This window comes from Mesorhizobium sp. WSM4833, assembly GCF_055811095.1.
On sequence record NZ_JBVVQG010000002.1, the window covers coordinates 417489 to 439114 of the forward strand.

A 21626-nucleotide genomic window follows, 5' to 3' on the forward strand; every position below is an offset into this window, starting at 1 on the left:
ACCATGCCGCATTACGAACGCATCCTGATCACCGGCGCCGCCGGCCGGCTTGGCTCGGAACTGCGAAAGGGGCTGGTGCCGCTGGCAAAAACGATCCGCCTTGCGGGTCGCGAACCGTTCGGCGATCTTGCTCCTCACGAGGAAGAAGCGGTCTTCGATCTCGCCGACATGGAGGCGACAATCGCGGCCACCAAGGACTGCGACGCGATCGTGCATTTCGGCGGTGCGCCGCTTGAATGCGAATGGCAAACGATCCTGGATTCCAGCATTCGCGGATCCTACCACATCTACGAAGGCGCCCGGAAACACGGCGTGAAGCGGATTATCTATGCTTCCTCGGTGCATGCCATCGGCTATCATGAAGTCGAAGCCCATATCGGCGTCGATGCGCCGGTGCGCCCCGACAGCCTCTACGGCGTGTCGAAGAATTTCGTCGAAAGCCTGAGCCGGCTCTACTGGGACAAGTTCGGCATTGAGACGGCTTGCCTGCGTATCTTCTCGTCCTTTCCCGAACCGGCCGACCGACGCATGCTGTGGTCGTATCTTTCCTTCGCCGACTGCGTGCGTCTGGTCGAAGCAGCACTGACGGCGCCGCGCGTCGGGCACACAATCTCGTTCGGCATATCCGACAACAAGCTGAAAATGGTCGACAACAGCGGCGCCAACCATCTGGGGTTCATCCCGCAAGACAGCGCCGAGCCATTCCGCGCAGCGGTCGAGGCGAAGATGCAGATTCCGGATCCCAAGGCGCCATCGGTGAAGTATCTGGGCGGGTGGTTCTGCGAGCTTGGCCATCCGGACGACAAGCGGGCGTAACTATCAAAAAACCAATCCGTTAGATGGCGAAGACGAAACATCCACCAACACCCCTACGGCTCCCTGCAATTCACGGCGACAGCCGAATAATGATCATGAAGCGCTTCCGGGACGTTCAGGCCAGGGCGACACCGGCGATCGTGCAAGACCGTAGGCTCCGGCGATCACCCCCATGCCTCCGATGTGCTTCTGGGGTTCGGTGACGTCTGCCATGTAGGCTTCCGCGATCACCTGTTCTGATGCAGGATCGTCTCGGCCGCAATGAAGCCCCAGGTTCCTGGCAGGGATTCGCATCTGGAAGAAGAATCCCGAGTCTTTGCGCCATAGATACGTCGCCCGCTCCAGGTGTGCGTTTCTGGATAAAAGGGCGATAATTACACAATATAATAAAAGATAGGCAATGGTGGGCCCGGAGGATGTATCAAAATCGTTGATTTCACTGAGTTTTTCGTGGGCCAAAACCAAAAATCCTCCCGTATGGTTCCGTATACTCCCGTGAGGCCATATGGTTTACTTTAACTAACCAAGTCTGCGAAGGTTCAGAGCCATGCTTCAGAATGACCGCATTGGGGCCGAGGAACGCCACGGAACGACGGCTTTCAGGTGACCTCACCCAAATAACGGACCTTTGCTCCGCCATGGTAGATGTGGCTCCGGTGATGTGCAGAAGCTGGTTTATCGCCCTCGCTCTAACTGTTGTCCTCGGGGCGGGGGATGCCGTGTACATCGCAGAGATTCGGATCGACAACTTTCCCTTATTTGGGGCAGGTGATCAGGCCTTCGTGCTCCCTACAACCACCACCTGAGCGAGCTTCAAGCCGTGATTGCTAGGGACGGAACCGGCGGATCTTCGAAAAATCTCAGGGGCAGGCAAGTCTTCGAAGACCCCCGCATGCTTGGGCGCCTCAAGCTCCACAATGTCGCACTGACCCGCCCGACCCACTGCTGTGTCCGGCGATGCGCAAGGTGTATTCGGCGAGGGCCGTCGAGACACTTGCGGCTCGCGGCTGGACGATTATCGAGTGCTGCGCTCCCGCCCAGGCGTAGCAACATTGGCTTAGGGGGACACTGTGGCTGATCAGCTCTTCGTTATAGGCAACGGCTTTGATTTGCATCATGGGATACCTTCCCGTTACAGCGACTTCGGGCGCTACGTTGAGGACATCGACCGGAAGGTTTCTGAGCTGATCCGCGACTATCTGTTCGTCGATAAGGATTTCTGGAATTGTTTCGAAGAGCGCTTGGCAACCTTCGACTCGGACCACGTCATCGACTATGCGGAGAACTTTCTCGTCTCCTACGGTGCAGAGGACTGGAGCGATGCCGACCATCACAACTTCGAATATGAGATCGAGCAGATCGTGGATGGCCTTTCTCGAACAATGCGCAAGCACTTCGCAGATTGGATAAGAGGGCTGCCAATTCCGTTGCCAGGTACGGTCCCATTGATCAATTGCATCGAACGGCGCGCTAAGTTCCTAAACTTTAATTACACGCCCACATTGCAGTCGCTCTACGGCGTTCACCCTGGCCAAATGCTGCATATTCACGGCAGCGCGGTTGATCCCGATTCCTTGATTGTGCTCGGGCATGGATGGGAAAGGCAGGCGGACGAAATGCTGTTAAGGCAGGTGGATGAAGACACCGACACTCGCATTGTTGGAGGCTACCGCCTCATTGACGACTATTTCGCCGGCACCTTCAAACCAACTGAAAAAATCCTTGCCCAAAACCAGGCCTTCTTCGACGGTCTTGTGGGCGTAAGCGATGTCTTTATCTTAGGTCACTCCCTCGCCGATGTTGACGCGCTTTATATCGCCGAGATCGCGAACAAAGTGCCTGTGACGGCACGGTGGACGATAAGCTGCTACAACACACCAGAGACAGAGCGAAATCGGTTTTCCGGCTACGGAGTGAATGCAGAACTGGTCCGTTTTGCACCATTGTCGACCTTATAAGGTCCAAGCCGCGTCAACGCGGAGGTCGACCACTGCGATCAGGTCAGCTCACGAAGTACGGACGCGATCGACGCCCGATATGGTCCTTAAGTCTCGGGATGTCTTCAGGGACTACCTCGGATTTCAGTAGACGACGCTGCCTGAACGGCGAAATGCGGCGCATTACGGTTCGGCAGCCTTCGAGGCGATTGTGGACCGGCAGGTTTGCGGTATTGGAAGAGAATAAGCTACCATGCGTGTCGCTAGTCTAGTGATGAGCACCAACTTTTATCTGACGATAGGACACCGTGGACCACGTTACCCGGGCTTGCGGGCCGACTTAGACTTCGCGCCAGCCGAATAGCGTTCGACAAGGAAAGCGCGCAGCGTTTCGGCGGACGCGCGGGCGGCAAAAGGCTTGAAGCGGTCATCCTTCTTTGGATCTCCGTGATCCATGACCCCCTTCATGACTATCCATTCCGGAACGTCCAGGCTGCGGGCCGCTAAAGCAAGCGCTGCCGCCTCCATCTCGAGGCCGACAACGCTCCGAACGCCCATGTGTTTCAGATTGTCCCAAGTCACACTGTTCTTCACCACCATGTTTCCGCTCGCCATCGGGCCAACTTTGATGGCGAACGGTAGTCGGTCCGGCGGATCAATTTCGGTTGTAATCGAGCGCTCGACCTCATCCCGCCCCGCATCCAGGAGCCTAAACGACGTCCCGGCTCTTGCAATGACGCACTGAGCTACAAGAGCTTCCACGAGGGTCTTCCACTCGCCATGTGCGAAGTACCTGTCCTTCGCTGGATGTGCCTGTGGGTCATCGCCGGCATACAGGCGTGCTAAAAACCAAGACCGCACATCACGCGGCGAAGGGGTAACGAAGCTAGGTAGTGATCGGGCCTCCAGTGCCTCGGCAGCATCCTGCCAGGATTTTGAGATAGCGCGGTGGCGGTGGTCCCCGACGAAGGCCTCCGTTTCCTGTTTGCCCTCGTCATGTTGGTAAGCGAATTCCGACACAACTACGTCCCCGAGAGCTACTTCTTTCGGATTTCCCGCGCAGACGCCGCACATGACGAGACAGCCAGGTTTCAACGTGACGGCCAGCACCGCTGCCAGCTGTCCGGTTTCAATTCCCCCCATTCGCTGCGGTCTGGCCAATACCACCGTGAACAATGGCACGCCATCGCGCTGAAACACCCCACGCCTGCAGGCCTTCGCCGCCGGAAGCGCGAGGTCAACCCACTGCTGGACACCGTCACCACCCAATGGAGCCGCGCTAAATGCTAGTTCCGCCGCTTCGAACTCCTCCTTTAGCGCCGTTATCAGCAGAACGTCAGTGGCATTGCGCAATGAATTCGGAATTGGACGGGATTTGCGTGTCAGCCTGAACGTTCCCGTGCTGCGCCGGCTGGTCCAGTAGGTACCACTGAGTTCTGGACCTTCTGCATAGTAGCGGAGGATTGCCGCCCCTTTGTATGACGCTGACGCCTCCGCAAGCGCGGGCCGGGGTTCGACTTCATACATGTAATAGAGAACGGCATCACCGACCGCACTCCAAGCCGGCTGGACAAGAATAGTATGCGAGTCCGACCGATCGGACCGCACAATCATGCTGAACTCTGATCCGTTTTGGCGGATTTCCGCATCGGCAACGAGGACGTCAACCTTGCCATCACGCGTCCAGTGGATTGCCATGTCCCACGCGCCGTTGACGTGCGGGAACGGCTTCGGCTCAGACAGTTCGTCCGAGGCATTCTGATTGCCGTCACTCATGATTCTCCCCTGATTTCTCGCCCGCGCTCGAAGACGGCAATGCCGTATGTGGAACTAACTACTCCTGAGGCGAGCACGCCGGGGAGCGCCGAGCCGAACAGCGCCGCCATATATCGTCCACCAACGCGCCGTTGTGGATCTCCCCCGATACCCAAGACGATCGGCGGTGAAAAATACTGCGAGGTGCGGAAGAGTCGAAGATCAGGCGAAAGCACGTGAAAGCCGTCATGAAACTCGCTGGTGAGGTCGGAAATTGCAATTAGAGTGTCGAGCGTATTACCCTCAAGATCTGGGGCCTCGACCGAACGCAGCGGGGTGATCGGCAGCATCGTTGGATCACAGCTGATCAACACGCCGATGCCCGAGAACGATGAACTGGCACCAGCGCGCACGGCGATCAATAGGTCATGGAGCCTTTCGCTCAAGACCGTTGCGCAGCTGTTTGCCGCATTTTCCATATCCGCATTAGCATTACAGTTGTGCATGGCACCAAAGCCTGAATCTGCGCTTGTTGAGTAGCTGACGTGGCGGCATTGCTACGCCATGAGAGAGGTATCAGCTAGATGTTCTGTCACTCCGGCTCCTCAGAGCCAATCGCATCAGCTGTCTTAGCGGCATAATCGTCTTCATCCGCCTGATCTGCCTCAATCATCGACGGCACCCAGGTACGATTGGTGGGATGATGGGTTGCGCCGACCGAGTGAAGGCAAGCGGAAACTCCACCCTTGGGGTTGCTTACGTCCCAGCCGCCTTTCGGTCAGCACAGTGATTTCGTCGAGTGTCAGCGGGCCTGTCGCTTCGCAAAGTACGCGGCGCACAGCTTCGAACAGCGTTTCACGTCGCGGGCTATGCACTTCCCGCACTGCTGGGCGCATTGCGACGGAGGAAACGTTCCGCCGCCTGATTGTTCTCTGGGCTAGCCCAAACCACGCCGTTGTCAGACGGCGCCGTCAGCAAGACGGTCGAACACGGTAGCCCAGCAGCGTCGAATTTTCGGGCGATGAAGTCGCTCTCCCCGCGGTCGTGGCTGGACATGATCAACTGGTAACCGTTGAGCTCGACCATATTGCGCATGACATCGATAAACGCAGCGGTGTGGATGATGTCATTGTGCTGCAAGGGATCGTCCAGCAAGAGCGCTCGCCACCGCGACCATGGATAGGCCGTACTGGCCGCACAGAGGATGCTGAACCCGTTGGCTGCGAGTTGTCCCTCGCTTAGTACGACTTGCGGCGGAAGGCCCTTCTGGGACTCTATGGCGTTCTCGACCCTCTCTCGGTATCGCAGGGCCATGCCGAAGCTCGTCGCGTCGACCCGAGTGTCAGCCTTGAACTGTATACTCTCGCCTGGCGTGCTCAACATCGCTTCGTTGAAGTCGTCGATGACGATATTGAGGGGATCGAGCACGCGGCTCGAGAAGTCGTCGGCTTGAGCTTGCAGTTCTTCGGAGTAGCGGTTCACGGCTGCTCGAGCGCCTTTGGTAAGCCTGACCGCAGCGCGCGCATCAGTGAGCATAGCATTGAGTTCGCCAAGGTGTTTCGGCGGATCGCCTGCGCCTTCAGATCCCCCAGCCACATGCATCGACGAAACGATCTCGTTGATCTCACGCTGCAGAAGCGTGTCTTCATTCTCTCTAGCAAGCGCCATCTGACGCTCACTAATTGACGTCAAAGTCCCGATCGTTGCGTCCATGGCCGCGAGGCCGCGCTCATATGCGGCGGGGCTCGGGGTGTCGGCAAGACCAGCCTGTGCCCAGCGCCGTTGCATTTGCCGCGCCGACTGCTCGGCGCTGGCCCTCGTTGCTTCGGCGATCGCGAGCGCGCGCGTTGCCGCATCAAAGGCGGTCTGCTCACCTTGGGTGTTCGCGATCGCGACAGTGGCTTCCTCGGAAAGCCGGCCGAGTCGTTCGCGGGCCGTTTCCAACTGCTGGCGCTGGCCGGTCAATTGGCGTCTGAGATCGACCAGCAATACATCCGACAGGTTTCGGGCCGCGATGCGCTCAGTGCACGCGACGTCTTCGGCGCGAAGTTGTGCTAGGCGTGTAGCGAGTTGGCTCTCCCGTGAGATCAGGTCTTCAAGATCGGCACCAACGGAAGACCTCTGGTCCAAGGCGGCTGCCGCGCCCGCCGCAAGCGGCTCGAGACCTGCTTCAGCAGCAATCAGCGCAGAGGCATAGTCGCGGGCGCGCTGGGCTGCCATCGCAACGATGTCGCTGTCCGGCGGGATAGCGAGAACCAGTGCGATTGCCGACTTCGCGTCGCTCGCGGCGTTGCCGGCCGCAGTGGCGGCATCTTGCATCTCAAAGGGCGCGGCAACTAGAGCGCGCAACGCGACGATGCGGGCGTTCAGCTCCGCCTCCTTTGCCCGCAGCGCTTCTAAAGCCTCGTCAGCACGAGCCAGTCGGTCATCGCTCGAGGATGCTGCAGCATCGGCAAGCGCCTTCAGCACGCCGGGGTCAAACTTAGTACGGCAGACGGGGCAGTCGGTGTCATCTTGGTGGATATGGCTGGCGAGTTTTGATAAGGCCGCGCTCATGGCTGTCGCATGGCGATCCGCCTCGGCCCTCGACTGTATCGCAATGGCAATCTGCGATCCGAGGTCGGCAAATTGCGCCTCCAGCGGCTCAAGTTCGGTGGCGGCCGTCTCAGACGCCGTCTGCGCATTTTCCAAAGCCGATGCGGCGATACCGGATTCCGCCTCGAGGCGGAGGTAATCGGGCACTGAATCGTTGAGCGTCTTGGCGGAGCCAGCGAGACTGCGCAGACGTGCCACCTCAGCAGCCGCGTCCGAATGCTGTTTTATTGCGATGTCCGCGGCCCTGAGAGTGGCTCGGTGCACGGCGATGGCATCCGTCAATGCGCCGTGTTCTGTGGATGCAGTAGCGATGAGTTCTGCCAACTGCGCACGACGCGACAGATCCGTTAAAGCCGCCTCAAATGTTGCAATGGTTTGTTCAATCGACGCGAGGGCAGCGGTCTGGGCTGAGACGACCTTTCTGGCGGCCTCTGCGAGCGGCATGGCTCGATCCAGTCGTTCTTGCGCGCCGGTCACGTCATTGCGAAGGCGGACAAGCGTGGGATGATCGGACTGTGCGTCACCGTTGGTCACGGCAAACTGTGCGGGTAGCGAGGCCATCGCCTCCAGAACAGATTTCCGATCGACCGTCGAACGCAGTGCCTCGCCGATGTGATCGGCGAGGCCTGCCAAGCGGCTGCCCACCTCTTCTCCGGAAAGCACTTGGCTAGGATCGATTGCAAGCCGCTTGAGGTCCGCCTCCAGTCCATCTATCCGCTCGGCGATTTCGGCGGACGTCAGCACACCGGTGGCGCGGGCGCCTGACAGCAGGCGCTCAAGACGCCCCATCCAACCTTGCCAATCCGCGATCTGACGTTCGAGTTGCGTAATGGCGCCCTGTTCGCTTTCAATACGGCGAGTAAAAGCCGAAACGGTGGCTCTTCCGCGCAGACCGGCGCGGATGCGTTCGAGACGCTCGATGCCGCTTGGTCCTTTGAGCGCATCCCACTGCTCATGCGAATCCCGGCTCGTGAAGCGCTGCTGGGCTGCTTGGCCCAAGAAGTGGGTCAGGGCGAGGTAAGCTCCAAGATCGTCGATCGCTCGCCGGTCAGGCCGTGCCAACTGAGCGAGGATGTCAGTCATAGATGTTGCGCTCGCAGCGCCCCGCACTATGGGCTTACCATCTGAGAAGGTTAGAGAAACGTGGTGCGCTCCCGGCTCAGCGCCGCGACGTGTCAAATAGTCTTTTTCGGTGAGTTTCCTCCGGCCCTTTTGCAAGTAGGGCTCAAATCGACGGATCTTGCCGGTGAGCCCCCACTCAATCGCGTCGAAGAAACTGCTCTTTCCAAGGCCGTTCGTGCCGGTCAGCAGCACAAGGCCCGGGGCTGCGGGGATGTCCACCTCGAAATCGCCAAAGGTACGAAAATCATGGATGGTGATCCGCGAAAGGAAGATCTCTTTCATGCCTGTCCCCTCCGCTCCCAAGTCTTGACGAGCGCCGCCACGATCTCGTCAGGACTCTTCCTTTCGTCCAGCGCGATGCGCTCCCATCCGTCGGCAGTCGATCGCGGCAGACCCGGGGTTGTTGCGCCACTGCTCAGGGCATCGAGAGCAGCATCTTCGAACTCGTCTTCGTCATGAATCCAGGGGCGCGCGAGGAATGTTCGCTTCAAGAAATCCGAGAAGCTCTCGTCATCGCGTTGCGGATCCTCCGGCCTGAGCCAGGCGAGCTTCCGCGCCACGCGATCATCCCGCTCGACCATCAAAGCCAATGCGCGCCAGGCGTCCTGCCGTTCGCTCGAACGCGGCCCCAGAAGCATCAACTGAAGGTCGAGCGTCTCATTTGTGCCAAGGAAGGAGCGCGCCACGACGCATTGATTGCGATACCGTCGCAAGGTTTCGCGGACGGATTCCAAAGTTGGCACATCGGGCAATACGCCCATGATGATGTTGAACCGATCGATCCGGATCGCATGGCTTTCGGTCGGCAGGTCGGTCGGACTCAACGAAGTCGACGCCGATGAACCACCCTGGAAGGATGTGCCCGCCAACGAGGCCCGATCTTCGACTTCAAGATTGAGCGCCGCCGCGGCCTTTCGCAGTCGGCCAGCAAAATCCTGCAGTGCTGGTGATAGCGTCAATCCTTCAGTCATGCCGCCGCGCCCTTCTCGATCGCCCTGTTCAAGTCCTCAAAGTGCTTGGCTTCAACGGCCGCCAACAGTGTCCTCAGCTGTGCAATTCCAACGGCCACGGTCTCCGAGAACTCGCGGCTGATTGACAGTAGCACAGGACCCCCGCCGTCTGTCTCACTGAGCGAGGGCTGGTCCGTTTCGGTCTGCGCGAAGGCGCGCTCGGCGATCTTAGCGACCTCGACAGGGCCCTTGACGATCAGAACGACGAAGTGCGTGCGCCACATGAAGCTGGCTGCAGACACCGACATGTCGCTGCCGTTGATGAGATCTGCAGCGCACCCATGACCGGTCCACTCCGGGTCGCCCCCGCGTTGGCGGGCGAGATTACCCGGACCGTTCGCTCTGGGGACAGTCGTCTGCCAGGCCGCCGCTATAGCGACTGCCACCGCAGTGCCGCGAACGATGGCCGGCCACTTTAATGGTCCAACCAGCACCTGCGCAGCGTCGTGTTCGTTCGGATCATCGACGGCGCAGACCATGAGTCGGAAGAAACGGTTGAGCAGTTCCAGATCATCAGTGAAAGTGGCCCGCCAATCGGCCCAAGTCTGCGCCATGGCGGCACGCAGGTCGTCCGCAATCGCGAGGCCGATCAATCGGCCGGGGTCTGCACGATTGGCAAAATACGGTTGCAGATGGGCATCGAGCTTCTCAAGCAGGTATGCATCGAGCGAGCGATGAATTCGCCGGGCAAGGATTGCGGGATCCAACGCTATCGGATCCTGTGCCGCGCCTCCCGGGTTGCCGGCGATGATCGCTGGCATCTGCATGCCTTCGGCATGAAGGGAATCGATACTCAGGGCGCGAACGTATGGGCTCCAAACCGCTGGCATGGCATGGAGGCGAACGTTCCTACTATGGCATGCAACACGGAGGATTGCGTCCGTAACTGCACCGAGCGCATCCGGCGCGTCGGGTAAAATGATCTCAAATGCTTGATCATTGCGCCAGGCACTGACCAATTGCTGTGCGGAAACGGCGCCAGACCACCGAACTCGGTCCGCTTCGCGCCGAACTTGGACCGAAATGGGAAACTGGTGGGCCGCCAGGCGCTGCAGCCGCGGCGAGTGCGGGATTTCGGCTTTGCGGGCTGCATCCGAAAACAGCTTCCGGGCCGACCGAGACAGCTTTGGTACGATCGTGGCATCGCCGTGGCGATCTAGCCACTCCTCGTGAGTTGCTTCGTAGGTCGCAAGATGAGCGGCAAATGGTCCTCTGACAACTGCGCGTAGAGGTCCACGCCTGATGATCACCGCGTCTGCCGCGACGGCCTCCCCAGCGCAATCGAGCCAGAAATCGGCGTGCTCCGCGCCAGGATCTGGCGCCTCCGTTCGGGTCAGAGCCGCACATTGCAGATGTCTGAAGGAGCGTTGCACGTCAGCCACGCAGGCCCTGATGGTTGCATAGGCTGCGAGCCGATTGAGCGCGGAGGTAGAAACCTCGAACATTTCCGGATGCCGTGTCTGTAGCGTCAACTTCACGCCTAGCCGCAGCTGCTGCGCCACGGCAGCGATCAGGCCGCTTTCTGTCATTTTGGCCAACAGCTCATTGTCATAAGCGTCGATGAAGTCAAAGCGCTCGCCGGCTGCGTCGGCCGCGCGTGCGCGTGCGTCAATCGCTGCAAGAGCATCGCCCAGCTCTGCGGCGCCAGGATGTTCCGTGATCATCCGGATCATGGCTGCATGATCGAAGTTGGCGGCGCCGGCGGCCACGAAGTCGATCAAGCCGCCATCGCCATTGCCGCTTATGAAAAACCGAGGGGCCGGCCTGCCCTCGAACTCCGCGACCGGCACCCCAGCATCTGACCAGTAGCTGGCGCTCTGGATGCCCGGGATAGTTTCTCGTGGCTCTAGCCCGAAACCGACTGCCAGGAGCACCATGTTGAAGCGCTCGCGAGGCTCGGCGCCGGCAGGAGGTATTGGTGCATCCAGATTGGTGAAGACGAGCTCATAGCCATCAGCGGTAACGGCGATGGACTTTACATCGTGCCGGAGTCGTCTTGTGAGGCGTCCACCCATTCGAACGGCAATATCCTCGAAGCCAAGCAGCACATCGTCGCGAACCGCGCGGCAGGATCCAGACTCCCAGTCCAGGATTGGGAGGTCAGCTATCGGGTCGCTGGTATCAGGCGCAGGCCAGTCATAGATGTGTGGATCGAGGCGTCGTCGCCCGGTCGTCGACTGAAGCGGCATAAGCTCGGCGGCACTTTCGAACAGGACAACGCTGGATGATGATACCAAGGCCGCCGCTGAGGCCGCCGCGACGCCCGCAGCTCCTCCTCCGATGACTGCAATTCTTGGGTTACTGTTTAGGTATCCCTGCTCCTTGAGTGCATGGATCAACGACAAGGCGCGGACCTGCTGCGAGTAAAAGGTTATTCGCCGGTCGAAACAGCCGATCACGAACAGGTTCGGTCTGTCGCGAACAGCTGCACCGGCGAGGATGTCTTGAGGAAGCAACGGCTCAACCAACCTGCAGCGCCATATTGGGACTCAACCACGCGCGCCTTGGTGCTACGCCCCTTCGGCGACCCTGCAATTCCAACGATCTGCCCCCCGGTCTATGCGCGCAAGCTGCGCGCTACGCAATCATTTCGCGCTGTTTGCATTGAGCTTAGCTTTGCTAACGCAAGCTAACTATAGATTTAGTAACAGTTTACAAGCGGTCATGAACAAATACGCCAAGGCAACGCCGTATCGATGCTCGCGATGTCGTTTGGCGCAAGCGAGCCGCCCGCCCGAACTCAAATGACTGCGTTCGGGAACTAGCTCCGATTTCGGGCGCAAAGCAGTCGTGCGGTGAGGGGTGCCGTCGTCGAGCAGAGCACGTTTGGCCTTGCATGCATGTGACGGCCGGCTGCTTCTTAAAAACTCTTCAAACTGGCGATAATCAGAGATTGCCGTCGGAAGCGCGTTGTTTGCCATTTCCCGGCAGTGCGACACGGCTGCGATTGAATTAAGACCATTCCATAATGCATCTGACACGTCTTGAGCCTTATAAACGGGTCTGCGACAGGCCGCTCAGTAAGGTCGCCCCGGAGCTGGGAATTTCTGGCACGGCACTAGCCGCTACAATCGAGATACGCTTCCAGTCCGAATACCTCCTGGCCCAAGCAGTTCGCAAGTCTCGCTGCCTGATCAGCACTCCGCCAATCCGCGTGCAGGCGTTGCAACAGATTCTTCAAAGAAATTCATTGGCTCTTAGCACCCCCGAACCGCTGGGAATGGTAAGCAAACATAAATTTGTTGGAACTGTAGCATCTGGTGAGAACGCCAAATGACAAAGTCAGCAGGAGTGCTCAGTCTTTCAATGTGGCTTGATACTGACCAATGATGACACTGGTCGGTCGCCTACGGACGGCAGCGCACCTTGATTGTCTTCGAATCCTGGGCCTTTGCGCGCGTGCGGACACGCAAGCCGGCGGCTATCTGGTCACCGTGCGGTGAAGGGCAGATCACAATGGGCACCGCTTTCGCCCGAGGACGTCGAACGCTTCGGGCCTGATCCCCTTACCAGCTTCCGCACCAATCTGGCGTTGGTTGAAGAGCGCATCACGCTTGCTTGCGCACGGGTCGGGCGCGACCGAGCCTCCGTGCGGTTGCTGCCGATCACCAAGACGGTGCCGGCCCAAATCCTGCGATATGCCTTCGACGTCGGCATCAGCACCTTCGGCGAGAACAAGATCCAGGAGGCAATGTCAAAATGCGAGGCGCTTCACGATCTCGCCATCGACTGGAGCATCGTCGGACATCTGCAGACCAACAAAGCCAAATATCTGCCCCGCTTCGCGCGTGAGTTTCATGCGCTCGACAGCCTACAGCTCGCCGACCTTCTGAACACGCGGCTGGAGCGCGAAGATCGCTTCCTCGACGTCTATGTGCCGGTCAACACGTCTGGCGAGCACAGCAAGTTCGGCCTCCATCCGAACGCACTGCTGCCCTTCGTGAAGTCTCTCGATCAGCTTCCCCGTCTCCGTCCATGCGGGTTGATGACACTTGCGCTGTTCCAAGGTGCGGCCTTGCTTCATTCTGTTGCGCCGGCTGCGGGACAAAGCCGTGAAGCATAACGCCGCGCTGACCGGGCTATCCATGGGCATGACCGGAGACTTCGAGGAAGCCATAGAGGAAGGCGCCACTGTCGTGCGCGTTGGTCAGGCCATCTTCGGCAAGCGGCCGACGCCTGACGGCCACTACTGGCCGGGTGTCGCCCCCACCGATCGAGGAATTGAACCATGATTTTTCGCAAACGGCCTGTCTGCTCTTTCGATTACCCCAGCCGATCGTTCCGGCCGTCGAGATTTACGCGTCAGGGAACGAGTCAGCCGGCTGATCGCGGCTGAGGTCGCTTCCCGCGGTCTGCCAGCCCACGCAATCGTGCGACGCAAGCGACTTTCTGAGCGTCCCGCGCAAGCTTATAGTCACTTGGGCGGATTTCGACATGGCCGCCGCGCACCTATGGTACGACCTGCATTGAGGATCAGGGCAAGCTGGTCTCAAATTCCATCGGAGCACAGCACGCCGCCGATGTCCAGGGCGTGTTCGCCGTCCGCTCAATCACCGTGATGGATGTCGCCGCACTCTGCTGGAACGATTCTGGTTTCCGCTCTGGAGCTGGCGAACGCCATGGCCGTCCTAGGTGAGCAAGTCCCTCGGATATTTCAGGTGAACCTGGCCCAGCTCTACGAGCGCGTGATCCAAGACCCAATGGATGGCCTGGTCCTCCATCCCGTCCTCGAACACGGCGAGGCAGTATGAGATGAGCAACGTCGGCCCGATCATCGGGACCGTCACGCGCCGCACTTCGCCGAGACGATCACGTTCATTCGGCAAGCCGAGAATCCGAGCGATGAGGACCTGGATTCCGGGACTACATGAATTCACCCGACGTGGAGCCATGCAAAGGGTTAACCGTGAGCGAAGAGGACAGGTCCAAACAGCCCAAGAGGCAGAAGGCCTTCGAGACGCAGTCGCGAAGTCGGTGTGCTCGTGAGCAAGACCTAGGCTTGCCGACCATCGCAAAGCTCGCCGGTTGGTCAAAAGGAGACGATGTGGTCGTAGTTGAGAGCTATACTCAGATTGGAGCAGATGCGCGATCATTGGCCCGAAGGAGCCCTTCGGTATGCAAATGGTCAAACGGCAGAAGCAAACTCAACGCGAAAGCTGCCAGGGCATAGAGGCCGCGCCAGCGGATGGCCCCCTTCCGGTTCTACCGCACATTGAGGCGCGACAGGTCGTGCGAACTGTTCGCCGATCGCAATTGCGAGAAATCGTCCCGCTATCGGACACGACCATTTATGAAATGGAACAACGAGGCGAGTTCCCCCAACGGTTCAATCTGACCCCCCGCTGCGTCGTTTGGGACCTGGGAGAAGTCGAAGCCTGGATTCAGGAACGGCGGAACGCGTCCTCTGCTGGTTCGCTCGAACTGGCCCCGGGACCAGACGTGCGGTCGCGGAAGACGAGACCCGTCAAATCGGATCGAGGATGACGGCCGCCCCGGAAATCGGCTGCAGTGTGGGTGCGTGTTTATTACCAGCCGCCCACGCTTCAATCATGTCGGCCCATTCCTGCAGCATGTGGCGCCGCTGCGGTTCGTATTCAGCCTTGTTATAGACGCCGCGGGAGGAGCGACTGTCTTCGTGGGCAAGGCATTTTTCGATCCAGTCGCGATTGAATCCGATCTCGTTTAGGAGCGTGGAGCCGGTCCGCCGTAGATCGTGCACCGTAAAGGGAGCAAGCGGCAGGTCTTGTTGTTTTGCGCGGTCCACAATCGCCATGGTAATCCGATTGAAAGTCGCGCGCGACATAGGCTCGTCGGCGTCGTAGCGAGATGGAAGCACGTATCGAGAGTTTGCAGCGCAAGTCTTGAGTGCAATCATGATGTCGAGGGACTGGCGGGACAGGTAAACGTTGTGGGGCTTCTTCCGCTTCATTCGCTCTTTGGGAATGCTCCATACCGCGTTCTCGAAGTCTACCTCATCCCACGTCGCGTCCAGAAGCTCACTTTTCCGAACCATCGTGAGCAGGATCAGCTTTAGGCCCAGCCGAATGGTCGGCACCGTCGGCACGTTTTCCAACTCTTTCAGCATGAGTCGAATTTCTACGGGTGACAACGCCCGGTCTTTCGCCTCAAAGGTGGCTATGGAAGCTGGCCCTACTTCGTCCGCCGGATTGGCGATCTTCTCGCCGTGCAGAATGGCATAACCATAGACCTGCTTAACGATATCCCGGACATGAATTGCCGTTGCTGGTGCGCCACGGTTCCTCACCTTTGCGCACAGCGCCCGCAAATCGTCCGATGTTATTTCTGTGAGGAGCCTTTTGTCCCAAATCGGCAAGATGTCTCGATCGAAGACGGCCTTGCGCATCGAGCGCGTGCTGTCCGCCATCTTCGCCTCTTTAAACCATCCTCTGCCAGCATCGCCGAACGTGGCCGTCCCAGACAGGCGCCGCTTGTCACGCTGTTTTTCCTGGGCTGGGGATTTTCCGGCTGCAACCATTTTTCGCGCGGCAAGACAGCGGTCCCGCGCCTCTGCTAGCGAGATGCCTCCCTCACCATAGCGGCCCAGCGTCACTGTCTCTCGCCGACCATTCAATCGGTAGTCGTATCGGAACGATATCTGCCCTGTGAGAGCCACGGTCGCATACATACCGTCACGATCGGTGACTTTGTATATTTTATCTTTTGGTTTCAGCTTCTTAAGTGCGATGTCGGTGAGCATAGAAGGAGACGGTGGGGCGCATCTAGGGTTGTTCAATGCCTAATTTTACCGTCATTCGTTTTACCGTCAAGGCTGTGTGAGAGCCCATTGAATTCAATGCCTTACCTCGAATGATACCAAACTGCTTTGAGTCCGGCGCAGTGACGGCATCAGTCTGCAACGAAGATGACGCGAAACGGAATGCCGTCAAATCTACCGCCAAATGATTCTGCTTAGGGGCAATAGTCAGCGATAGACGTAGAGACGAAAGCAGATAAAATTCAGACGCTTAATGAGGTTTCCTCGATAGTCGCCGAATGCTGGCGAACGACCGAGCTTTATTCCCACTCGATTGTTCCAGGCGGCTTCGACGTCACGTCGTAGACGACGCGGTTGATGCCGCGGACTTCGTTGATGATGCGGGTGGCAGCAGCCCCCAGGAAGGCCATGTCGTAGTGGTAGAAATCCGCCGTCATGCCGTCGACCGAGGTGACGGCGCGCAGCGCGCAGACGAACTCGTAGGTGCGGCCGTCGCCCATCACGCCGACCGTCTGCACCGGCAGCAGCACGGCGAATGCCTGCCAGATGGCATCGTAGAGGCCGGCCTTGCGGATCTCGTCGAGATAGATGGCGTCGGCTTCGCGCAGGATCTCCAGCTTTTCGCGGGTGATGCCGCCGGGGCAGCGGATGGCAAGACCCGGACCTGGGAACGGGTGCCGGCCGATGAAGCTTTCGGGCAGGCCAAGCTCCTTGCCTAGCGCCCTGACCTCGTCCTTGAACAGTTCGCGCAGCGGCTCGACCAGTTGCATGTTCATGCGCGCCGGCAGGCCGCCGACATTGTGGTGCGACTTGATCGTCACCGACGGGCCGCCGGTGAAGGAGACGCTTTCGATCACGTCGGGATAGAGCGTGCCTTGCGCCAGGAATTCGGCGCCGCCGAGTTTCTTGGCCTCTTCCTCGAACACCTCGATGAACAGCCGGCCTATGGTCTTGCGTTTTTTCTCCGGATCCGACTCGTCCTCGAGGGCGTCGATGAAACGGTCCGACGCGTTGACCAGAATGAGCGGCAAATTGTAGTGCTCACGGAACATCGCCACCACGCCCGCGGCCTCGTCCTTGCGCATCAGGCCGTGGTCGACAAGGATGCAGGTCAGCTGGTCGCCGACCGCTTCGTGGATCAACAGCGCGGCAACGGAGGAATCGACGCCGCCCGACAGCGCGCAGATGACCTTGCCCTTGCCGACCTGCTTGCGGATCGCCTCGACCGCGTGCTCGCGGTAGGCGCGCATGGTCCAGTCGCCCTCGATGCCGGCGATGTTGTGGACGAAGTTCCTGAGCAGCCGGGCACCGTCGGGCGTATGCACCACCTCGGGGTGGAACATGATGCCGTACATCTTGCGCTCGATGTTGCCGAAGATGGCGAAGGGCGAGCCCTCCGATTTGCCGAACACCTCGAAGCCGTTGGGCAAGGAGATGACGCGGTCGCCATGGCTCATCCACACCTGGTGGCGCTGGCCGGGCGCCCACAGGCCCTCGAACAGCGGGCTGTCCTTCTGGATCTCGACGAAGGCGCGGCCGAATTCGCGATGGTCGGAGCTTTCGGCGACGCCGCCCATCTGCACGCACATGGCCATCTGGCCATAACAGATGCCGAGCACCGGCACGCCGGCGTCGAAGACGATCTGCGGCGCGCGCGGACTGCCTATATCGCCGGTCGAAGCCGGGCCGCCGGACAGGATCACGGCTTTCGGATTGATGCGCTTGAATGCCGCTTCGGCCGACTGGAACGGCACGATCTCGGAAAACACGCCGGCCTCGCGGATGCGGCGGGCGATGAGCTGGGTGAACTGGCTGCCGAAATCGACAATCAGGACGGTGTCGGGATGATTGGCTGTTTTCATGGCGAGCGTTTAGAGAAAGAAATGAGTCGACGCAATGGGTTGCGAGTTTCAGAGCGGTCTGGCGTCTTCATGCGGCGAATCTTTCAGAAGCGTGCCCAAACCGATGGCCTGTTCGAGCCGCATGACGGCCTCCGCCAGCTTCTCATCGATGACTTCAAGATATTCGGTCCAGTCGCCGACATGCCTGAGATCCGCCGCCCCGTCGGAAATGCCGCGCAGCCCGATCAGCGGAATGTCGAACAACTGGCAGGCGCGCAGGCAGGCGAAGGTCTCCATGTCGACCATGTCGGCGTTGACAGCATCATAGGCCGCCCCGGTGATGATCGCGCCGCCGGTCGATAGCGTCGCCTGCTTGATATCAGGTATCTTGAAGGGCAATGGTACGGTCACCGGCAGGTCGAGGAAGGGTGTGGCACCCTTCTCGAAGCCGAGCGGCGAAGCGTCGATGTCACGGTAGCTGACCGAAACCGCCTGGTAGATTCCCGTCTGCTCCAGCGTCCGGCTGCCGGCTGAGCCGAGCGACACGACGAGGTCGGGCAGGGTTTTTTGCGACTTCAGCCAGGAGAGTTCAGCGCCTAGCCTGACGCCGGCCTCGACCGGACCGACACCTGTCATCAATGGCGTGAACAACTGCTTGAGATGCGGACCGTATTCGGCCTGCGCCGCCATGACGAAGAGGACGTCCTTGCCCGACAGGCGGCGAATTTTATCGGTCATGATGATTTGCTCCTCTCCGCCCGATCACCTGCTTATCTGCGCCGCCGCTCGCCGGGACCCGCTGCCTGCGGCAGCTCCCGGCGTCCGTGGCCTTTCATCGTGCCACCGGCACGATGAATTCGCCTGCGGCGAACCGGCCACTCACCCTTCTATGCCATCACGCCCGACCACCGTCATCATCGTTCCGGTCATGGTGGCGATCAGCTTGGCCTCGCCGTCGGCGGCAAAGGCGTAGGCCTGGCCGTCGGCGACGATGATGGTGCGGCCTGGCTTGGTCACCGAGCCGCGGAACAGGAAGCGCTCGCCCCTGCCCGGCGCCAGCAGGTTGACCTTGAACTCGATGGTCAGCACGCCGGAATTTTCCGGCATCAGCGAAAAAGCGGCATAGCCGCAGGCCGAGTCCAGCGCCGTCGAAATGACGCCGGCATGGAGGAAGCCGTGCTGTTGGGTGAGTGCCGCCGAATAAGGCATCTCGATCTCGATGATGCCGGGCGTCACCAGCGTCAGTTCGGCGCCGATCGTGGCCATCGCCTTCTGGCGCGCGAAGGAGGTCCTGACGCGATCCTCATAGTCCGGGGCGGGTACGATCTTTGCTGCCATGGCCGCTGCCTTCCTTTATGCGGATAAGCTTATTGCAGAGGCATGGACGGCAGGCAAATGCTTTTGCTGCACTGCACAATCGGCCTGGCCTGCCGGCTGGCGCCACGCATCCGCCAGGAATTGGCGACATCCGATCGGATTCAGGCCGACCTGCGCAATGCACAGAAGTAAAACCCGTCGGTGCCGCTCAGCGCCGGCGACAGCGAGATATCGCCTTTGATGCCGATACGCGCGGCTGCCTGATGGCCGGGAAAACGGCTGTCCCAGAGCTGGCGGTGGTCGACGGGAACAAAGCCGCTGTTACGGTCCCGAAAGGCCGCGATCTGCTCGCCATTCTCCTCATCAAACACCGAGCAGGTGATGTAGACCAGCAGGCCGCCCGGTTTGACATAGGCTTTGGCCGCATCGAGGATCGCCGACTGTTCGCCCTTGCGGGTATCGAGCTGCCTCTGCGTCAGCCGCCATTTGGCGTCGGGGCGGCGCCGCCAGGTGCCGCTGCCGGTGCAGGGCGCGTCGACCAGCACGATGTCCATGTGGTTGCCGAGCGGCGCGAGTTCCGTGGGCTTGGTGACCACCTGCACATTGCGGTTTTCCGAACGACGGATGCGGTCGAAGATCGGCGCCAGCCGTGCTTTCTCCGCATCGTGGGCAAAGATCTGGCCACGATTTTCCATCGAAGCCGACAGTGCCAGCGTCTTGCCGCCGGCGCCGGCGCAGAAATCCAGCACCTGCATGCCGGCTTCGGCCCCGGCAAGGGCGGCCGCGATCTGCGAGCCTTCGTCCTGGACCTCGAACCAGCCCTTCTGGAAGGCCGGTTCGGCCTGCACATTCGGGTGCCGGCCATCGCCGTCGATCGGCGGAATGCGGATGCCGTGCGGGGCGATTGCCGCGGGTTTGGCGCCGGTTCCCGTCAGTTCGGCCAGCACCTTGTCGCGGTTGGCCTGCAAGGTGTTGACCCTGAGGTCGAGCGGCGGGCGCGTCGCCAGCGCGGCGCCCTCGTCGGCCCAACTCGGGCCGAAGGCTCGCTCGAAAAGCGGCGCGCACCAGTCGGGAACATCCGCCCGCACCGCGTCCGGCGCATCGGCGAGCCGACCGTCGGCGATGGCCTGAAGCTCGGCGGCGGTCAGCAGCGGCGGTGCGAACTTGTCACCATCCAGCGCCTCGTTGAGCGACTGGGCCGTCTGCCCCCATTCGAGCAGCAGGGCGCCGAAGCCAATGGCGCGCGGCGTGTCCTGCCCCAGCAGCCAGCCCGCGGAACGCTTGTGGCGCAAGGCGTCATAGACGATGTTGCCGATGGCCGCACGGTCGCCGCCGCCGGCGAAGCGATGCGACAGGCCCCAATCCTTCAGCGCGTCCGCCACCGGCCGGTGGCGCCGGCCGATGTCTTCCAGCACTTCGATGGCCGCAGCCAGCCTTCCGCCCAGTCGCATTGTCTTGTTCCGTCACGCAGAAAATTATTCCGGCCCTGCTCTAGAGCGCGCAACCGGCGCGCACAAGCAGGTCGGCCGGCACAACCGCTCTGCTTTCCAACTTTTCTGGTTGCGAATACTCTTCCGATTGTGATTCGCGGCGCGAAAAGGTGAACCGGCGGATCGACACGAGGAGAGGGCAATGAAGACTTATCTGGCGGAAGTTCTAGGCACATTTCTATTGGTGTTCATCGGTACGGCTTCTGTGGTGACGGGCGGCTTCGGCGGCGCGCTGCCGCTTGGCCAGGAAGGCATCGGTCTGGCGTTCGGCATCGGCCTCATCGCCGCGGCCTATGCGATCGGCCCCATTTCGGGCGCGCATCTCAACCCGGCGGTGACGCTCGGCGTCTTCCTTGCCGGCCGGCTGCCGGCCAAGGACGTCATCCCCTACTGGATCGCGCAGGTCATCGGCGGCGTCCTTGCTTCACTGGCGTTGTGGATCATCGTCTCCGGCCAGGTTGGCGGACACACCACCGGCTTCGGCGCCAATGGCTGGGATGTGACGAAATGGGGTGTCAGTTCGGCCTTCCTGTGGGAAGTGATCGGCACCTTCACCTTCGTCACCGTGATCCTTGGCGTCACGGCCGAAAAGCACTCGACGGCGTTCGCCGGACTGGTCATCGGCCTGACGCTGGCAGGGCTGCACTTCGCCATCATCCCGGTGACCGGCACGTCGCTCAACCCGGCCCGCTCGATCGGTCCGGCACTGTTTTCGGGAACTGCGGCGATCGGCCAGCTCTGGCTGTTCATCGTGGCACCGTTGATCGGCGGCGCCATTGCCGGCGTCGTCGCCAAGGCGCGCATCTTCGAGAAGGACTGAGCTCTTTGGAAGGCTGAATATGCGAAGGCGCGGGCCCGGGCCCCCCCGGAGCTGCCGCGGTATTCGCCGCCGGCGCCCCCGCGCGCCGCGCGGCTCGCGTTCCGGGCGCGCTGGGGGCGGCCGCGCCGGGTGGGCGCCACCGCCGGCAGCGAACCGACATCCCGTGGGTCCGCCACGTCCTGAAGCA

Annotated in this window: 16 protein-coding genes and 1 pseudogene; 5 read left to right on the plus strand and 12 right to left on the minus strand. The window is 60.5% G+C overall.

Going from position 1 to position 21626, the window contains the following annotated elements; genetic code table 11:
• Window positions 1-3 precede the first annotated feature (3 nt).
• Window positions 4-816, plus strand: coding sequence for an NAD-dependent epimerase/dehydratase family protein (locus tag AC0L2D_RS05215; RefSeq protein WP_473540520.1), 813 nt, complete (start codon window positions 4-6; stop codon window positions 814-816).
• Window positions 817-909: 93 nt separating this feature from the next.
• On the opposite strand, the gene AC0L2D_RS05220 is transcribed toward AC0L2D_RS05215, so the two are convergent.
• On the minus strand, window positions 910-1275 hold the full coding sequence (locus AC0L2D_RS05220; RefSeq protein WP_473540521.1) for a hypothetical protein: 366 nt from the start codon (window positions 1273-1275) through the stop codon (window positions 910-912).
• Between the two features lie 611 nt (window positions 1276-1886).
• Between AC0L2D_RS05220 and AC0L2D_RS05225 the strand changes: the two genes are divergently transcribed.
• On the plus strand, window positions 1887-2774 hold the full coding sequence (locus tag AC0L2D_RS05225) for a bacteriophage abortive infection AbiH family protein (protein ID WP_473540522.1): 888 nt from the start codon (window positions 1887-1889) through the stop codon (window positions 2772-2774).
• Window positions 2775-3071: 297 nt separating this feature from the next.
• Here AC0L2D_RS05225 and AC0L2D_RS05230 read toward each other — a convergent pair whose 3' ends face one another.
• The 5 genes from AC0L2D_RS05230 to AC0L2D_RS05250 all read right to left on the minus strand — a co-directional run bounded on the left by AC0L2D_RS05230 (window position 3072) and on the right by AC0L2D_RS05250 (window position 11703).
• A complete protein-coding gene (locus AC0L2D_RS05230) occupies window positions 3072-4529 on the minus strand; it encodes a Cap15 family cyclic dinucleotide receptor domain-containing protein (RefSeq protein WP_473540523.1) in 1458 nt (485 codons plus the stop codon).
• The gene (locus tag AC0L2D_RS05235) at window positions 4526-5014 is read right to left on the minus strand and encodes a hypothetical protein (RefSeq protein WP_473540524.1); all 489 of its coding nucleotides are present in this window, start codon (window positions 5012-5014) and stop codon (window positions 4526-4528) included. Before AC0L2D_RS05235 ends, AC0L2D_RS05230 begins: the two co-directional genes overlap by 4 nt.
• 361 nt (window positions 5015-5375) lie before the next feature.
• Window positions 5376-8507 carry an AAA family ATPase gene (locus tag AC0L2D_RS05240; protein WP_473540525.1) on the minus strand — a complete coding sequence of 1044 codons (3132 nt, stop codon included), beginning with the start codon at window positions 8505-8507 and terminating at the stop codon, window positions 5376-5378.
• Window positions 8504-9196 carry an ABC-three component system middle component 1 gene (locus tag AC0L2D_RS05245; protein ID WP_473540526.1) on the minus strand — a complete coding sequence of 231 codons (693 nt, stop codon included), beginning with the start codon at window positions 9194-9196 and terminating at the stop codon, window positions 8504-8506. The genes AC0L2D_RS05240 and AC0L2D_RS05245 overlap by 4 nt, the downstream gene beginning before the upstream one ends.
• Window positions 9193-11703 (minus strand): ABC-three component system protein, encoded by a 2511-nt coding sequence (locus AC0L2D_RS05250; RefSeq protein WP_473540527.1) that lies wholly within the window; start codon window positions 11701-11703, stop codon window positions 9193-9195. Before AC0L2D_RS05250 ends, AC0L2D_RS05245 begins: the two co-directional genes overlap by 4 nt.
• A 971-nt stretch (window positions 11704-12674) precedes the next feature.
• On the opposite strand from AC0L2D_RS05250, the pseudogene AC0L2D_RS05255 reads away from it, so the two are divergent.
• Window positions 12675-13467 (plus strand): annotated as a pseudogene (locus AC0L2D_RS05255) (YggS family pyridoxal phosphate-dependent enzyme).
• A gap of 396 nt (window positions 13468-13863) precedes the next feature.
• Here the strand turns inward: AC0L2D_RS05255 and AC0L2D_RS05260 are convergent.
• On the minus strand, window positions 13864-14061 hold the full coding sequence (locus AC0L2D_RS05260) for a hypothetical protein (RefSeq protein ID WP_473540528.1): 198 nt from the start codon (window positions 14059-14061) through the stop codon (window positions 13864-13866).
• A 295-nt stretch (window positions 14062-14356) separates the two neighbouring features.
• On the opposite strand from AC0L2D_RS05260, the gene AC0L2D_RS05265 reads away from it, so the two are divergent.
• Window positions 14357-14719, plus strand: coding sequence for a helix-turn-helix transcriptional regulator (locus AC0L2D_RS05265; RefSeq protein WP_473540584.1), 363 nt, complete (start codon window positions 14357-14359; stop codon window positions 14717-14719).
• Here the strand turns inward: AC0L2D_RS05265 and AC0L2D_RS05270 are convergent.
• The 5 genes from AC0L2D_RS05270 to AC0L2D_RS05290 all read right to left on the minus strand — a co-directional run bounded on the left by AC0L2D_RS05270 (window position 14700) and on the right by AC0L2D_RS05290 (window position 20580).
• Window positions 14700-15953: a tyrosine-type recombinase/integrase gene (locus AC0L2D_RS05270; protein WP_473540529.1), complete on the minus strand. Its 1254-nt coding sequence runs from the start codon at window positions 15951-15953 to the stop codon at window positions 14700-14702. The genes AC0L2D_RS05265 and AC0L2D_RS05270 overlap by 20 nt on opposite strands.
• A gap of 317 nt (window positions 15954-16270) precedes the next feature.
• On the minus strand, window positions 16271-17833 hold the full coding sequence (gene guaA, locus AC0L2D_RS05275; protein WP_473540530.1) for a glutamine-hydrolyzing GMP synthase: 1563 nt from the start codon (window positions 17831-17833) through the stop codon (window positions 16271-16273).
• A gap of 48 nt (window positions 17834-17881) precedes the next feature.
• A complete protein-coding gene (locus tag AC0L2D_RS05280; protein ID WP_127366780.1) occupies window positions 17882-18550 on the minus strand; it encodes a 5'-methylthioadenosine/S-adenosylhomocysteine nucleosidase in 669 nt (222 codons plus the stop codon).
• A 141-nt stretch (window positions 18551-18691) separates the two neighbouring features.
• The gene (locus AC0L2D_RS05285) at window positions 18692-19150 is read right to left on the minus strand and encodes a PaaI family thioesterase (RefSeq protein ID WP_013530371.1); all 459 of its coding nucleotides are present in this window, start codon (window positions 19148-19150) and stop codon (window positions 18692-18694) included.
• A gap of 140 nt (window positions 19151-19290) precedes the next feature.
• Entirely contained in the window at window positions 19291-20580 is a 1290-nt protein-coding gene (locus AC0L2D_RS05290; RefSeq protein ID WP_473540531.1) for an RsmB/NOP family class I SAM-dependent RNA methyltransferase, read from the minus strand.
• Between the two features lie 181 nt (window positions 20581-20761).
• Here AC0L2D_RS05290 and AC0L2D_RS05295 point away from each other — a divergent pair, with 181 nt between their 5' ends.
• Complete coding sequence (locus AC0L2D_RS05295; RefSeq protein WP_013530368.1) at window positions 20762-21439, plus strand: MIP family channel protein; 678 nt, start codon at window positions 20762-20764, stop codon at window positions 21437-21439.
• Window positions 21440-21626 lie beyond the last annotated feature (187 nt).

What these genes read in the sequence shown, in the direction of transcription:
- AC0L2D_RS05230 (WP_473540523.1), bottom strand. Translation starts at nt 4,529, where the DNA reads ATGAGTGACGGCAATCAGAATGCCTCGGACGAACTGTCTGAGCCGAAG.
- AC0L2D_RS05235 (WP_473540524.1), bottom strand. Translation starts at nt 5,014, where the DNA reads ATGCACAACTGTAATGCTAATGCGGATATGGAAAATGCGGCAAACAGC.
- AC0L2D_RS05285 (WP_013530371.1), bottom strand. Translation starts at nt 19,150, where the DNA reads ATGGCAGCAAAGATCGTACCCGCCCCGGACTATGAGGATCGCGTCAGG.
- AC0L2D_RS05215 (WP_473540520.1), top strand. Translation starts at nt 4, where the DNA reads ATGCCGCATTACGAACGCATCCTGATCACCGGCGCCGCCGGCCGGCTT.
- AC0L2D_RS05280 (WP_127366780.1), bottom strand. Translation starts at nt 18,550, where the DNA reads ATGACCGATAAAATTCGCCGCCTGTCGGGCAAGGACGTCCTCTTCGTC.
- AC0L2D_RS05245 (WP_473540526.1), bottom strand. Translation starts at nt 9,196, where the DNA reads ATGACTGAAGGATTGACGCTATCACCAGCACTGCAGGATTTTGCTGGC.
- guaA (WP_473540530.1), bottom strand. Translation starts at nt 17,833, where the DNA reads ATGAAAACAGCCAATCATCCCGACACCGTCCTGATTGTCGATTTCGGC.
- AC0L2D_RS05265 (WP_473540584.1), top strand. Translation starts at nt 14,357, where the DNA reads ATGGTCAAACGGCAGAAGCAAACTCAACGCGAAAGCTGCCAGGGCATA.
- AC0L2D_RS05295 (WP_013530368.1), top strand. Translation starts at nt 20,762, where the DNA reads ATGAAGACTTATCTGGCGGAAGTTCTAGGCACATTTCTATTGGTGTTC.
- AC0L2D_RS05290 (WP_473540531.1), bottom strand. Translation starts at nt 20,580, where the DNA reads ATGCGACTGGGCGGAAGGCTGGCTGCGGCCATCGAAGTGCTGGAAGAC.
- AC0L2D_RS05240 (WP_473540525.1), bottom strand. Translation starts at nt 8,507, where the DNA reads ATGAAAGAGATCTTCCTTTCGCGGATCACCATCCATGATTTTCGTACC.
- AC0L2D_RS05270 (WP_473540529.1), bottom strand. Translation starts at nt 15,953, where the DNA reads ATGCTCACCGACATCGCACTTAAGAAGCTGAAACCAAAAGATAAAATA.